15 protein-coding genes are annotated in these 13,692 nt (G+C 71.7%); 8 read left to right on the top strand and 7 right to left on the bottom strand.

What is annotated here, in order from left to right:
• Positions 1–28: 28 nt before the first annotated feature.
• Positions 29–517, top strand: a complete 489-nt coding sequence (locus OG322_RS01575; protein ID WP_329305933.1) for a phosphatase domain-containing protein — start codon at positions 29–31, stop codon at positions 515–517.
• 42 nt (positions 518–559) lie between these two features.
• On the opposite strand, the gene OG322_RS01570 is transcribed toward OG322_RS01575, so the two are convergent.
• Positions 560–775 (bottom strand): dodecin, encoded by a 216-nt coding sequence (locus OG322_RS01570; RefSeq protein ID WP_123464946.1) that lies wholly within the window; start codon positions 773–775, stop codon positions 560–562.
• Positions 776–976: 201 nt separating this feature from the next.
• Here OG322_RS01570 and OG322_RS01565 point away from each other — a divergent pair, with 201 nt between their 5' ends.
• From OG322_RS01565 to OG322_RS01555, 3 genes are all read left to right on the top strand, one after another.
• Positions 977–2,233, top strand: coding sequence for an extracellular solute-binding protein (locus OG322_RS01565; protein WP_329305932.1), 1,257 nt, complete (start codon positions 977–979; stop codon positions 2,231–2,233).
• Between the two features lie 182 nt (positions 2,234–2,415).
• Positions 2,416–3,240, top strand: a complete 825-nt coding sequence (locus OG322_RS01560) for a GNAT family N-acetyltransferase (RefSeq protein WP_123464949.1) — start codon at positions 2,416–2,418, stop codon at positions 3,238–3,240.
• Complete coding sequence (locus OG322_RS01555) at positions 3,237–4,148, top strand: lysophospholipid acyltransferase family protein (protein ID WP_329305931.1); 912 nt, start codon at positions 3,237–3,239, stop codon at positions 4,146–4,148. Before OG322_RS01560 ends, OG322_RS01555 begins: the two co-directional genes overlap by 4 nt.
• Here OG322_RS01555 and egtD read toward each other — a convergent pair.
• Genes egtD through egtA form a run of 4 tightly spaced genes read right to left on the bottom strand, consistent with a single transcriptional unit; the run spans position 4,091 to position 8,467 of the window.
• Positions 4,091–5,053 carry an L-histidine N(alpha)-methyltransferase gene (gene egtD, locus OG322_RS01550; protein WP_123464953.1) on the bottom strand — a complete coding sequence of 321 codons (963 nt, stop codon included), beginning with the start codon at positions 5,051–5,053 and terminating at the stop codon, positions 4,091–4,093. The genes OG322_RS01555 and egtD overlap by 58 nt on opposite strands.
• Positions 5,050–5,805: an ergothioneine biosynthesis protein EgtC gene (egtC, locus tag OG322_RS01545; protein ID WP_329305930.1), complete on the bottom strand. Its 756-nt coding sequence runs from the start codon at positions 5,803–5,805 to the stop codon at positions 5,050–5,052. The genes egtD and egtC overlap by 4 nt, the downstream gene beginning before the upstream one ends.
• On the bottom strand, positions 5,805–7,154 hold the full coding sequence (gene egtB, locus OG322_RS01540; protein WP_329305929.1) for an ergothioneine biosynthesis protein EgtB: 1,350 nt from the start codon (positions 7,152–7,154) through the stop codon (positions 5,805–5,807). Before egtB ends, egtC begins: the two co-directional genes overlap by 1 nt.
• On the bottom strand, positions 7,151–8,467 hold the full coding sequence (gene egtA / locus OG322_RS01535) for an ergothioneine biosynthesis glutamate--cysteine ligase EgtA (protein WP_123464960.1): 1,317 nt from the start codon (positions 8,465–8,467) through the stop codon (positions 7,151–7,153). The genes egtB and egtA overlap by 4 nt, the downstream gene beginning before the upstream one ends.
• A 148-nt stretch (positions 8,468–8,615) precedes the next feature.
• On the opposite strand from egtA, the gene OG322_RS01530 reads away from it, so the two are divergent.
• Positions 8,616–9,458, top strand: coding sequence for a TIGR02452 family protein (locus OG322_RS01530; RefSeq protein WP_329305928.1), 843 nt, complete (start codon positions 8,616–8,618; stop codon positions 9,456–9,458).
• A gap of 112 nt (positions 9,459–9,570) precedes the next feature.
• Here the strand turns inward: OG322_RS01530 and OG322_RS01525 are convergent, their stop codons facing one another.
• On the bottom strand, positions 9,571–10,038 hold the full coding sequence (locus tag OG322_RS01525; protein ID WP_123464964.1) for a type II toxin-antitoxin system PemK/MazF family toxin: 468 nt from the start codon (positions 10,036–10,038) through the stop codon (positions 9,571–9,573).
• 202 nt (positions 10,039–10,240) lie between these two features.
• Here OG322_RS01525 and OG322_RS01520 point away from each other — a divergent pair, with 202 nt between their 5' ends.
• Positions 10,241–11,260, top strand: coding sequence for a LacI family DNA-binding transcriptional regulator (locus OG322_RS01520; RefSeq protein ID WP_123464966.1), 1,020 nt, complete (start codon positions 10,241–10,243; stop codon positions 11,258–11,260).
• A gap of 52 nt (positions 11,261–11,312) precedes the next feature.
• On the top strand, positions 11,313–11,654 hold the full coding sequence (locus tag OG322_RS01515) for a hypothetical protein (RefSeq protein ID WP_405698861.1): 342 nt from the start codon (positions 11,313–11,315) through the stop codon (positions 11,652–11,654).
• Positions 11,655–11,736: 82 nt separating this feature from the next.
• On the opposite strand, the gene trxA is transcribed toward OG322_RS01515, so the two are convergent.
• Entirely contained in the window at positions 11,737–12,108 is a 372-nt protein-coding gene (trxA, locus tag OG322_RS01510) for a thioredoxin (protein ID WP_123464970.1), read from the bottom strand.
• 117 nt (positions 12,109–12,225) lie between these two features.
• Between trxA and OG322_RS01505 the strand changes: the two genes are divergently transcribed.
• Complete coding sequence (locus tag OG322_RS01505) at positions 12,226–13,665, top strand: dihydrolipoyl dehydrogenase family protein (protein WP_329305926.1); 1,440 nt, start codon at positions 12,226–12,228, stop codon at positions 13,663–13,665.
• Positions 13,666–13,692: the final 27 nt, after the last annotated feature.

The raw sequence follows: 13,692 nt of genomic DNA, 5'->3' as shown, positions 1-13,692 counted from the left end.
GGCCGCGCCGGCTTGGTTTGCTGGGCCCATGAGAGACCACGCCCGGCCGCTGGCCGTATTCGACCTGGACGGCACACTCGCGGACACCGCCCACCGTCAGCACTTCCTGGAGGGGCCGCGGCGCGACTGGGCCGGCTTCTTCTCCGCCGCCGTGGACGATCCACCGCTCGCCGAGGGCGTACGGCTGGCACTGAGCAGCGCCGAGGAGTGCGAGGTCACCTACCTCACCGGCCGGCCCGAACGCTGCCGCAGGGACACCGTGGCCTGGCTGGCCCGGCACGGCCTGCCCGAGGGGCGCTTGCGCATGCGGCGCAACGACGACCGCCGGCCGGCCCGCCGGACCAAACTGGAGATCCTTGAGCGGCTGGGCCGGGAGCGTGAGGTGCGGATGCTGGTTGACGACGACGAACTCGTCTGCGATGCGGCCGAGCTGGCCGGATTCACCGTGGTGCGCGCCCGCTGGACGCAGGTGTCGCCCGCGCTCAAGGACGCGCAGCAACGCGAAGGGCGGACCTGACTCGGCCGGAAACCGCGCGGTCCGTGTCGCAGGTTCCCCCCGTCAGTCCTTGTCGTCGAGCCGGAAGCCGACTTTCAGACCGACCTGGTAGTGCTCGATCTGGCCATCCTTGATCTGGCCGCGCACCTGAGTGATCTCGAACCAGTCGAGATTGTGCAACGTTTCCGAAGCCTTTGCGACCCCGTTGCGGATTGCCGCATCGATGCCCTCATGGGAGGTTCCTACGATCTCTGTGACGCGATACGTATGGTTTGACATGTTATGTCTCCTCTCGCCTCTACCAAGGTGCCCCACCTTGACGGGGTTCGCGAGAGTTCGCGGGGCGGCCCCCTGTCCGGAACCGGTCTTGACCAAACTATTGGTCCATACCAAAATCCAGCCACGCCCGTGCGAGCGCAGCCCGCAGTCCCCCACACCGGGTCCTGATTTTGTCGTGCCGTTTCGCAGAAGGTGACCCCCGTGAAGAACCGCATGCTCGTTGGAGCTGTTGCCCTGATATCCGTTGCCGCGCTGGGTGGGTGCGGTGTGATCACCGGTTCGGATGACTCGGGCGGCAAGAAAGTCACCATCTGGCTGATGAAGGACAGTGTGAGCCCCGACTTCCTGGACCGTTTCAAGAAGTCGTACGAAGAGGCGCACTCGTCGGTCGAACTGGAGTTCAAGATCCAGAGCTGGAGTGGCATCGGGCCGAAGGTCATCGACGCCCTGGGTGGCAAGGACACCCCGGACGTCATCGAGGTCGGGAACACCCAGGTCGCCCAGTACGCGCAGAGCGGTGGGCTGCGCGATCTCACCCTGGAGTCGATGCGTGACCTCGGCAGCGAGGACTGGCTGCCCGGTCTCGCCGAACCGGGCAGTATCGGAGGCGTCCAGTACGGAATCCCCTGGTACGCGGCCAACCGCGTGGTGATCTACAACAAGGACCTCTTCGAGCAGGCGGGTATCACCTCCCCGCCCAAGACGCGCGCGCAGTGGATCGCCGACAGCAAGAAGCTGAACCACGACGGCAATCAGGGCATGTATCTGCCGGGCCAGAACTGGTACGTACTCGCCGGGTTCATCTGGGACGAGGGCGGTGAACTCGCGAACGAGAAGGGCGGCGACTGGCAGGGCGCCCTGAACTCCTCCGCGGCCCTCAGGGGCATGGAGTTCTACCGGGAACTCCAGGCGCTCGGCGACGGGCCCAAGGACGCGGACGAGGAAAAGCCCCCGCAGGGCAATGTGTTCGCCGAGGGGAATGTCGCACAGATCATTTCCACCCCCAGCACCGCGACGCTGATCGAGAAGGCGAATCCCGAACTCAAGGGGAAACTCGGCTACTTCCCGATCCCGGGAAAGACTGCGAAGTCTCCCGGTTCCGTATTCACCGGCGGATCCGATCTGATCGTTCCGGAGAAGGCGCACCAGCGGAGCACCGGTATCGACGTGATCAAGGAACTGGCCGGCGCCAAGTGGCAGGAGGTGCTGGCCAAGACCATGAGCTACGTGCCCAACAAGAGCACCCTGGCCCATGTCATCGAGGGCGAGGAGAGCACCGCCGCGATGGCCGAGGGTGCCGCCGAGGGCCATGCCACCCCCAACTCGCCGCAGTGGGCGGCGGTGGAGGCCGACAACCCGATCAAGCTGTACATGACGGCAGTCCTGCAGGGTGGTGACCCGGCGAAGGAGGCGAGGACCGCCTCGGAGAAGATCACGGCAGCGCTCGCGGGCAGCTGACCGCGCGGCCGGCCGGTGGGCCGCGGGCCGGTGCGCACCGTGGGATTCAGCCGTCGCACATCCCGGCTCTCCATGGCGGTCACGTCGAATCCAGCCGGTCACGGAAGAAGTAAGGAGCCGGGCCGCCGCACTGCTGCGGCGGCCCGGCAGCCGCCCTTGCCGACCCGTCCCCGGAGACCGTCATGCATGCGCTGCCCACCGCCTCCCCCGCCGTCCCCCTCGCAGCCGCCCCACCCGTTCCGGCGCAACAGACGGCACGGTCCGCCGCCCCGCCGCGCTACCGGGTCTCCCTCGCCGTGGACCAGGCCGAGGTGCGCGCCGCCCAGCGCCTGCGCCACCAGGTCTTCGCCGCCGAGTTCGGCGCCCGCCTGGAGGGTCCCGAACCAGGGCTGGACAGCGACGCGTTCGACGCGTACTGCGACCACCTCCTGGTCCGGGAGGTGGCCACCGGCGACATCGTCGCCACCTACCGCCTTCTGCCGCCCGACCGGGCCCGGATCGCCGGACGCCTCTACGCCGAGGGCGAGTTCGACCTCGCCCGGCTCGCCCCCATCCGCGACGACCTGGTCGAGGTCGGCCGCTCCTGCGTCCACCCGGCCCACCGCGACGGCGCGGTCATCGCCCTGATCTGGGCCGGTCTGGCCCGCTACATGGAGCGCAGCGGACACAACTGGCTGGCCGGCTGCTGCTCGATCCCCCTCTCCGACGGCGGCGCGGCAGCGGCCCGCGCCTGGGAGACCGTACGGAACAAGCACCTGGCACCCGAGGACTACTGGGTCTCCCCGCACCGCCTCTGGCAGCCCCCGACAGCGCTCCCGGGCGGCCCCGGCGGGCTCTTTGCCCTCCCGCCCCTGCTGCGCGGCTATCTGCGCCTCGGTGCCCGGATCTGCGGGGCACCCGCCCACGACCCCGACTTCAACGTCGCCGATCTGTACGTCCTGCTGTCACTGCGCGGCACCGACCCGCGCTATCTGCGCCACTTCCTCTCGCTCGCCCCGCAGCAATGAGCCACTGGCTGCCCACCTCCTCCTGCACCCCGGCCGGCTGCGCCGGGACCGGGGGCCCGGCCCGGCACCCGGTCCCGGCAGCGGCCCTGCTGCTGGCCGGATGCTTCCTGACCCTCACCGGAGCGCTGTTCGCCCCGCTGGTGCTGGTGCTGCCCGGCAGAGGCCTACGGGAGCGGCTGATCCGGTGCTGGGCGTACGCGGTGGTGCGGGCCTTCGGGGTGCGGGTCCGGGTCGTCGGCCCGCCGGCCGCCCGTGACGGGCTCCCGGCCGTGCCGGGTGCTGTGCCGGGTGCGCCCGGCCGTCCCGGGGGCGGGGACGGCGGCGCGCAGGGCGTGCTCGTCGTCGCGAACCATGTCTCGTGGCTGGACATCCCGCTGGTCGCGACCGTGTGCCCGGGCCGGATGCTGGCCAAGAGCGACATCCGGCACTGGCCGCTGCTCGGCCCGCTGGCCGCCCTCGGCGGCACCCTGTTCGTCGAGCGCGAGCGGCTGCGCGCGCTGCCCGCCACCGTGGGCGCCGTCGCCTCGGCGCTGCGGAGCGGGTCGCGGGTGGTGGTCTTCCCGGAGGGCAGCACCTGGTGCGGTCGCGGTCCGGGCGGCAGGTTCAGGCCCGCCGCGTTCCAGGCCGCGATCGATGCCGGGGCCACGGTCCAGCCGCTGCGCATCCGCTACCGCGGCGGCCCCCCGGAGAACCGTGGACCGGCGGGCGCCGCCGCGTTCGTCGGCGACGATCCGCTGACGGCCTCGCTGTGGCGGGTGGTGACGGCGGCCGGGCTGACCGCCGAGATCCGCGTTCTGCCGCAGATCCCGGCGGACGGTCTGTCCGGGCGCCGTGCGCTGGCCCGGCTGGCTCAGTCCACCGTAGCGAGCGACAGCGCGAACCTGCCCGCCGAATCGGTCCACCACTGAGTCAGCCGCATTCCGGCCCGGGCCAGTTCGTCCCGCACACCGTCCTTGCGGAACTTCGCGGACACCTCGGTCCGCAGCTCCTCACCGGCCTCGAACGGCACCACCAGGTCCAGTTCCGGAATCTTCACGGTGAGCGCCCGGCGGGCCCGTAGCCGCATCTCGATCCACTCGCGCCCGGGATTCCACCGGGCCACGTGCTCGAAGTCGGCGGGCTCGAAGTCCGCACCCAGCTCCCGGTCGACGACCGACAGCACGTTCCGGTTGAACGCCGCCGTCACTCCCGCGGCGTCGTCGTACGCCGCCACCAGCACCTCCTCGTCCTTCACCAGATCCGTGCCGAGCAGCAGGCTGTCACCGGGGGAGAGCAGTGACCGCACCGACGCCAGGAAGGCGGCCCGCTCCTGCGGCAGCAGATTGCCGATGGTGCCGCCCAGGAACGCGACCAGCCGCGGCCCCGGGGTCCCGGGCAGCGACAGTGCGCCGGTGAAGTCGGCGATGAGCGCGTGCACGGACAGGCCGGGCCGCTCCCTCAGCAGCGCCTCGGCCGCCCCGCGCAGCGCGCTCTCGCTCACGTCGACCGGCACATAGGTGTGCAGCTCCGGCAGGGCGTCCAGCAGATGCCGGGTCTTCTCCGAGGACCCCGAGCCCAGTTCCACCAGGGTCCGGGCGCCACAAGCGGCGGCGATCTCGTCCGCCCGGTCGATCAGGATCTCCCGCTCGGCACGGGTCGGGTAGTACTCGGGCAGCCGGGTGATCTCCTCGAACAGCTCGCTGCCGCGGGCGTCGTAGAACCACTTGGGCGGCAGCGTCTTCGGCTGCCGGGTCAGACCGTTCAGCACATCGGCGCGCAGCGCCGCGTCCGTCGCGTCCACCGGCAGGGTGCGGGTCAGCAGAAAAGGACTCACTCGGTGGGCTCCTTGAGCGGGGTCAGCAGAACGTCGGCGCGGGTCGCCGTCAGCAGGGTGCGGTCGGGGACCTCGCGCCAGCGCGGATCGTCGTCGTAGGGCTCCGAGGCCACGACCGCGTGCCGGCCGGGCTCGGACAGCTGCCACAGGGTGTCGCCCCAGGCCGTCGCCACGATGGTGCTGCCGTCGGTGAGCAGCAGGTTGAGCCGGGACCCGGGCGCCGCCTCGGCGATCTCCAGCACGGTGTCGGCGACGGCCTGCGGGAGCGGGTCGCCCGCCGCGAGCCGGTGCCGCACCAGGGCCCAGATCAGCGCCGAGTCGCAGCGGGCGGTGAGCCTGAGCAGTTCGGCCGCGGGCAGCGTCGCCGCGAGTGGTGCCATCGATCCGGGCCAGCCCTTCACCACGCCGTTGTGGCTGAACAGCACCCCGCCCTCGGCGAACGGCGCCGCCGCGGCCTCGCCGTCCGGATCGAACTCCGTGGCATCCCGGACCGCCGCGAGCAGGGCATGGCTGCGCACCACTCTGGCCAGATCGGCGAAGGTCCGGTCGCCCCAGACGGGCCCCGGCCGGCGGTAGCGTCCGGGGACCGGGTCCCCGTCCGCGTACCAGCCGACGCCGAAGCCGTCCGCGTTGACCGTCCCGTACCGCTGCCGGCGCGGCTCCCAGGACTGGCGCACCAGACAGTGCGCGGGTTGCGTCAGCACCTCACCCAGGGGCACCGGCGGCCCCAGGTAGGCGATATGACGGCACATCAGACATCCCTCGCGGTGCGGAACCCCGAGAAGATCTGCCGCCGGACCGGCAGGTCCCAGTTGCGGAACGTACCCCGGCAGGCCACCGCGTCCACCGCGAACGACCCACCGCGCAGCACCTTGTGCCCGGGGCCGAAGAACACCTCCGAGTACTCGCGGTACGGGAACGGCGCGAATCCCGGATAGGGCAGGAAGTCGCTCGACGTCCACTCCCACACGTCGCCGATCAACTGCCCCGCGCCGGACGGGGACCGGCCGGCGGCGTACGCCCCGGCGGGGGCGGGCCGCAGATGGCGCTGGCCCAGATTGGCGCGCTCCGGCGTCGGGTCCTCGTCGCCCCACGGATAGCGCCGGGAGCGCCCGGCGCCGGGGTCGTGGCGGGCCGCCTTCTCCCATTCGGCCTCGGTGGGAAGCCTGCGTCCGGCCCAGCGGGCGTACGCGTCCGCCTCGTACCAGCTGACGTGCAGCACGGGCTCGTCCGCCGGTACCGGCTCGGTCACGCCGAAGCGGCGGCGCAGCCACTGACCGGCGTCCCGGTGCCAGAACAGCGGCGCCTTCAGCTCGTGCTCACGAACCATCGCCCATCCCTCGGGTGCCCACCACCGCTGCTCGGTGTAGCCGCCGTCCTCGATGAACGCCTGGTACGCGGCGCAGGTTACCGGGGCGGTGTCGACGAGGAACCCGGGCACCTCGCGCCGGTGCGCCGGACGTTCGTTGTCGAGAGCCCATGGCTCGGTCGAGGTGCCCATCGTGAACGGGCCGCCAGGAACCAGCACTTCGGCGGGAAGCGCGGCCGCGTCGGTGGCCCCGGGCGGCTCCGGTGCGCTGAGCGCGGCCGGCCCCGTCCGCAGCTGATGAGTGATCAGCATGGTCTCGTCGTGCTGCTGTTCGTGCTGCGCGATCATCCCGAAGGCGAAGCCGGACCGCAGCAGCGGGCGGCCGCCGAGCGGTGTGGAACCGAGCACGTCCAGGGCCCGGCCGCGCACCTCGGCCGCGTACGAACGGGCCTCGGCGGGAGCCAGCAGCGGCAGGGAGGGGCGGGAGGCCCGGGGATGCTCGAAGGCGTCGTACAGTCCGTCGATGTCCGGTCGCATCGCCTCCCGCCCGCCGACGTCGCGCAGCAGCCACAGCTCTTCCTGATTGCCGATGTGTGCGAGGTCCCAGACCAGTGGCGACATCAACGGCGAGTGCTGAGCGGTGAGTTCATGGTCGTCCACGCTGTCGGTGAGGAGCGTGGTGCGCTCACGCGCGGCGAGGAGCGCGGCGAGGGCGCGCTCACGGAGCACCTCGGCGTCCTGGGTGTCCGCGCTCTGCGGTCCGGCGGGCGAAGGTGTGGGGGAGTCGGTCATGAGAGGGTCCCCTCCGGGTCGTACCGGCCATCCGTCCGGTCCGGCGCGAGCAGCGCCCGGAGATCGTCGGCAGGGCATCGGCCCCGTGCGACGTATCGGTCGTGGAAGCCCGCCACCGCGTCCTGCACCGCCTGGGTCGCGCCCATCCGGGGCAGCGCCTCCAGGGCCAGCTCGAAGCAGGCGGTGGCCGCCACCCGCAGTTCGGGGTCGGCCAGTCCGTCACGGGCGGCAGCGAGCCAGAGCGGATTGCGCGGAGCGGCCAGGGGCCCCGCGGTCTCGGCCAGTGGTTTGACGGTGCGGTACACGGTCTCCGCGGCCTCCGGGTCGTCGAACAGGGCAGTGGTGACCGCGAGCGGCACGAGCCACCCGTCGTCACCGGACTGCGCGTCGATCATGCGCAGCTCCAGGTGTCCGCGCGGACGGACCGGCGGGAACAGCGTGGTGATGTGGTAGTCGAGATCGGCCCGGACCGGGCGCCGCGGCACCCCGGACCGGATCCAGTCCCGCAGGCTGAGCCCCTCCGGCACTGACCAAGGCCCGGCGTCGCCGCGGATACACATGACCGGCGTGTCCAGGACGTACGAGGCCCAGGCGTCGCGGGGCGGCAGCTGACCGGCGGGGGCGAGCGTACGCAGCGGGTCGAGGTCGGTCCACAGGGACTGACGCGTCGATTGCCACGGCGTCGGCCTGCCCTGCTGGAAGGGCGAGTTCGCGAACGCCGCCACCAGCACCGCACCCAGCAGATGAGCCAGCTGCCAGCGCCGCCCGTAGCCGAGCGGACCGGGCTCCTCCGCACCTGCGTCCAGACAGACCTGGACGGACGCGGTCGTGCACATCATGGCGCGGCCGGACGGTCCCCACCGGTCGAGGGCGGTCTCCATGGCCTCGTAGCGGGGTTCGCGCAGCAGTCTGCGCGGCGATTGCCAGGGATCGACGCCGATTCCGACCGGAGTGAGACCCAGCCGGCCGAGCGCGGCACGTACGGCGACGAGGTCGTCGGCGGTGTCATTGACGCACGCCATGAGGGAATCGGCGGGGCGCGAGCTGAGCTCCAGCTGGCCGCCGGGTTCGAAGGTGACCGCGGCGTTCAGGGACAGCGCCCGGACGGCCGTTGCGGCCGCTTCGAGACGGTTGTGCTGGACGGGACTGCGCGGGTGGTCGCGATCGTGCAGGAGCCATTCGAGCTCGACCCCCACGATGCGCGGCGGCCCCGTCTTGAAGCAGATGCCGCGCAGTAGGTCCTCCGCCTCGACCTCGCCGAGGGGCGGGGGGTGACCGGGCGGACCGTGGCCGCCGGGTGTGTCGGGTGACATGCCGGGCCTCCTTTTCCGGTGCGTCGGGTTCTACCCAAACCCCTGCCGCGAGTTCACACAAGAGTGCCCCCGCGCGTCGGAAATTCGGTTGTGTCCAAGCCGTGGGAGCGTCGATCATGCCCCGTATGCACCATAAGGGGGAGGGGCGGTGAGCGCCCGGCTGCGCGGTATCGCGCGCGAGACCGAGTCCATTGTCGAGGCGGGTTTCTACCGCACGCCGCAAGGGCGAGAAGTGAGCATCGAACGGGCGCTGAAAGCCGCCCTCTCGGGGACCAGGCTGTACGGCCCCGAGCCGGTGCCGGTGGCGTCGCTGGACCGTGACCGCACACCGGTCATCGAGGTCACCGGCGAGAGCAGCCTGCAGGCGGCCGCCCGGATGACCGGCGAGCGGCCGGGCAAGGTCGCCGTCCTGAACTACGCCTCCGCCCGCAACCCCGGGGGCGGATACCTCAACGGGGCGCAGGCGCAGGAGGAGGCCCTCTGCCGCGGCTCCGCGCTGTACGCCACGCTGCGCAGGGCCCCGGAGTACTACGCCCACCACCGCGCCGAACGCAGCGCCTTCTACACCGACCGGGTCATTCACTCACCGGGCGTGCCGGTCTTCCGCGACGACCGCGGCCGGTTGCTCGAAACCCCGTACACGGCGGGATTCCTGACCTCGCCCGCCCCCAACGCCGGGGTGATCCGCCGCACTGCTCCCGGGTCGGCGCACCTCATCCCCGCCGCGCTCGCCTCGCGGGCCGAACGGGTGCTGGAGGTCGCGGCAGTGCGCGGATACCGCAGGCTGGTGCTGGGCGCCTGGGGCTGCGGCGTGTTCCAGAATGATCCGGCCGAGGTGGCGGGCGTGTTCCGCACCCTGCTCACCGACGGCGGCCGGTTCGCGGGCCACTTCGAACAGGTAGTCCTCGGCATCCTCGACCGCGCCGGCCAATCACCCACCAGGGCTATTTTCGGTCGTGTGTTCGAGATTACGGCCCAACCCTCACGCTGATGTTGAGCCATAGGCTTCGACGTCATCCGGCATGGCCGGCCTGCGCCGTTCGGGTCCGCGGCCCGTCACGGCCGCACGGGGGTGCCCATGGACGTGACGGGCCGCAGAGGCCTCACTTCCAGCCGTAGAGCTCCCGCAGCCGCCCGGCGACCAGGTCGAACCTGTCCCGGTCCAGGGCACACGCCTCACGACGCATCCCGTCCTCGTGCACCCGCAGCACCCGGTCCAGATCGACCCAGGACGGGCGCCCCGAGCTGTCCCAGGGGCCGGCGCCCAGCGCCACCCACTCGCGGTCCTGGTCGTGCTGCTTGCTGGAGAGCTGTACGGCGAGCAGTGTGCCCGCCCCCTCACGTGCCACGACGAGGACCGGGCGGTCCTTGCCATGCCCGTCGTTCTCCTCGAACGGCACCCACGTCCAGACGATTTCGCCGGGGTCGGGGTCGCCGTCCCGGTCGGGGGCGTAGGAGGCGCGGACCGGGCCCACGTCGTGCGGGTCGGCCTGGGAAGTGGCGCCGGGACCGCTGCGGCCGGGGAAGTCGGCCGAGCTGTCATTGATGTCGCTGCGGTGCTGGATGGTCATCGCAACACCGTAGAACCTGCACGGCCCCTCGCGTGGAGCGGGTCCGCGAAACGGGCCGCCGAACGGCGTCCGACCAGCCGGTACCCGGACGGACCGGGCGGGGCCGTCCGCCCCGGTGCGAACCTCGGCCTGAGGTTCGCACCACGGGTACGGGGGCCGGAGCGCACCCGGACCGAACGGGTCTGTAAGACTGCCCGACGCCATGAGTCAGTTACCCGAGCAGCCCGCCGAAGGCCCCGTCCCGACCAGCGCCGATGTGGCGCGGCTCGCCAGGGTCTCCCGGGCCACCGTGTCGTACGTACTGAACAACAACGCGGCCGTACGGATCAGTGATCCCACCCGCCGCCGGGTGCGGGAGGCGGCCGCCGAACTCGGCTACGTACCGCACGCGGCCGCCCGGAGCCTGCGCGCCGGACACTCCCGCATGGTGCTGCTGCCCACCGGGAACTTCCCCTCCGGCCAACTGCACCACCGCTTCCTGCACGAGCTGGAATCCGGACTGCGCCGCCTCGACTACACCGTGGTCCAGTACGGCTCCCTGGGACTCGACGCCGACGACGCGGCCCGCGCCTGGGCCGAGCTCCGGCCCGCCGCCGTCATCGTGCCCGGCTCCGTCCCCCTCGCCCCGCAGGGAACAGCCGTGCTCCGGCGCTCCGGCGCCAAGGCGGTGATCACGCTCGGACCGCGGCCGGTGGCGGGCGCGCACGCCCTGATCATGGACCAGCGCAAAGTCGGCGACTGTGCGGTCCGGCATCTGCTGGAGCGCGGCCGGCGCCGGATCGGCGTCGTGATGCCCGAGGAACCCGGCCTGGCGCTGTTCGCCGAACCCAGGCTCGCCGGCGCCCGGCAGGCCGCCGCCGGCACGGCCCGGATCGAACCGCTGCCGCTGCGCCACGACGAGGAATCGGCCACCGCGCTCGCCGCCCGCTGGCGCTTGCTCGACCTGGACGCCGTCTTCGCCTACGACGACGTCTACGCGATGCTCCTGATGCGGGCGCTGCAGGACACGGGCATCACGGTCCCCGGCGAAACCGCGGTGGTGGGCGCGGACGATCTGATGCTGGGGAGGCTGCTGAGGCCCAGGCTCAGCAGCGTACGCATGGAACTGGACACGGTGCAGCCGCTCGCCGATCTGGTCGACCGTCTGGTGCGGCACCCCGGGAGGGAACCCGAGCGGCACGACCTGCTGAGTGCGCGGGCCGTCCACCGGGAATCGAGCTGAGCCGGCCCGCCAGCGCGGCAACGTGCGCGGCGGACATCCCTTGCCTAGCGTCATGACCATGAGCCATCCGCAGAGTTACGAGATCCTGCTGGTCCCCGCGTTCACCGACACCAAGGGTTCTGACGCCAAGGGTTCGGCCCCCGGCACCGGGGGCCCCGGCAACACCATCCGGTCGGCGATCGTGGACGCGACCGGGGAGACCGGCGAGTCGGGTTACCCCCGCTACTCCGGCGACGGCATGGTGGCGGACATCGACCCGTCGACGCACACCGTCGAGGCCCTGCTGGTCGACGGCTCGGAACTCGACTACGGACTCTCGGTCCGGATCGCGCAGAAGCGCGGCGCGCAGAGCGGTGCGCAGGACAACGCCGCGCAGGAGAACGCCGACGGGTGAAGCCGCCGGAAGAAGCGAACGGGTCGGGGTCCGGCCGTCGACGGCCGGACCCCGACCCGTTCCTCAGGCGTCCGCGAGGTGCCTACTTCTGGTCCTTCTGCTCGTCCTCGATGGACTTGCGGACCTCATCCATGTCCAGCTTCCGGGCCTGGCCGATGACGTCCTCCAGCGCGGCCTCGGGCAGCGCGCCCGGCTGCGAGAAGACCGCCACGTTGTCGCGGACGATCATGAGCGTCGGGATCGACCGGATCTCGAAGGCCGCGGCCAGCTCCTGCTGCGCCTCCGTGTCGACCTTGGCGAAGACCAGGTCTGCGTGACGCTCGGACGCCGAGTCGTAGACCGGAGCGAACTGCCGACACGGGCCGCACCAGGAAGCCCAGAAGTCGATCAGGACGAACTCGTTCTCGCTGACGACCTGATCGAAGTTTTCCTTGGTGAGCTCTACGGTGCTCATGCTCTGCTACCTCTTCCTGTGCCCGAGCGGACGTGTCCCCGGACAACGGTGCCTGTGCTTGCACTATTCCGCCTGCCCATGTGGCCGCCGCGCACACCCACGACCAAGATGGTCCTCATGACACATGCTGTGGAGCCCGTCGAGTACGACGTCGTGGTCATCGGTGCAGGTCCGGTGGGTGAGAACGTGGCGGACCGGGCCCGGTCCGCCGGCCTGAGCACCGCGATCGTGGAGTCCGAGCTCATCGGCGGTGAGTGTTCGTACTGGGCCTGCATGCCGAGCAAGGCCCTGCTGCGCCCGGTCGTCGCCCGCGCCGACGCCCGCCGCGTGCCCGGCCTCAGCGGATCAGTACAGGGCCCGCTGGACACCGCGGCCGTCCTCGCACACCGGGACGCGCACGCCTCGCACTGGAAGGACGACGGACAGGTGGCCTGGCTGGAGAGCATCGGCGCGGACATCTACCGGGGCGTCGGCCGGCTGACCGGTACGAAGGCGGTCTCCGTCACGGGACCCGACGGCACGGAACGCCGGCTCACCGCCCGGCACGCCGTCGCCGTGTGCACCGGCAGCCGGGCCGTGGTACCCGATTTGCCCGGAGTCGCCGACGCCTTTGTGTGGACCAGCCGTGAGGCGACCAGCGCGAAGGAGGTGCCCCGTCGGCTCGTCGTCGTCGGCGGGGGAGTGGTCGGTGTGGAGATGGCCACCGTGTGGGGCGCCCTGGGTGCCGAGGTCACCATGCTGGTCCGCGGCACGGGGCTGCTGCCCCGGATGGAACCGTTCGCCGGTGAGCTGGTTGCGGAGGCGCTGACCGGCGCCGGAGCCGATATCCGGTTCGGCGTCTCGGCCGCCTCCGTACGGCGCCAGGCCCCGGTTGGACCGGTCACCGTCGGACTCGACAGCGGCGAGAGCATCGAGGCCGACGAGATCCTCTTCGCCACCGGCCGCGCCCCGCGCACCGACGACCTGGGACTGGAGACGGTGCACCTGAAGCCCGGGTCCTGGCTCACCGTGGACGACAGCTGCCGGGTCGAGGGCACCGGCTGGCTCTATGCCGTCGGTGACGTCAACCACCGGGCGCTCCTGACCCATCAGGGCAAGTACCAGGCCCGCATCGCCGGAGCCGCGATCGCCGCCCGTGCCCAGGGTGTCCCGCTGCTGGAGACCGACCGCTGGGGTGCCCACGCGGCCACCGCCGATCACGCCGCCGTTCCCCAGGTCGTCTTCACCGACCCGGAGGCCGCCTCGGTCGGCCTCACCCTCGCCGAGGCGGAGCGGGCCGGCCACCGGGTCCGGGCCGTCGATTACGACCTCGGAGCGGTGGCGGGGGCCGGCCTGTACGCGGACGGATACCGGGGCCGAGCCCGCATGATCGTCGACCTCGACCGGGAGATCCTGCTCGGCGTCACCTTCGTGGGCCCCGGCATCGGCGAGCTGCTGCACTCGGCGACGATCGCGGTCGCGGCCGAAGTCCCGATCGAACGGCTCTGGCACGCGGTCCCCGCCTACCCGACGATCAGTGAGATCTGGCTGCGGCTCCTGGAGACGTACCGCGGTTGAAGCCAGTGCCGGGCTGGGCAACGTTCG

The organism is Streptomyces sp. NBC_01260, assembly GCF_036226405.1.
Taxonomy (GTDB): Bacteria; Actinomycetota; Actinomycetes; order Streptomycetales; family Streptomycetaceae; genus Streptomyces; species Streptomyces laculatispora.
This window is presented reverse-complemented; position numbering and strand designations above follow the sequence as displayed.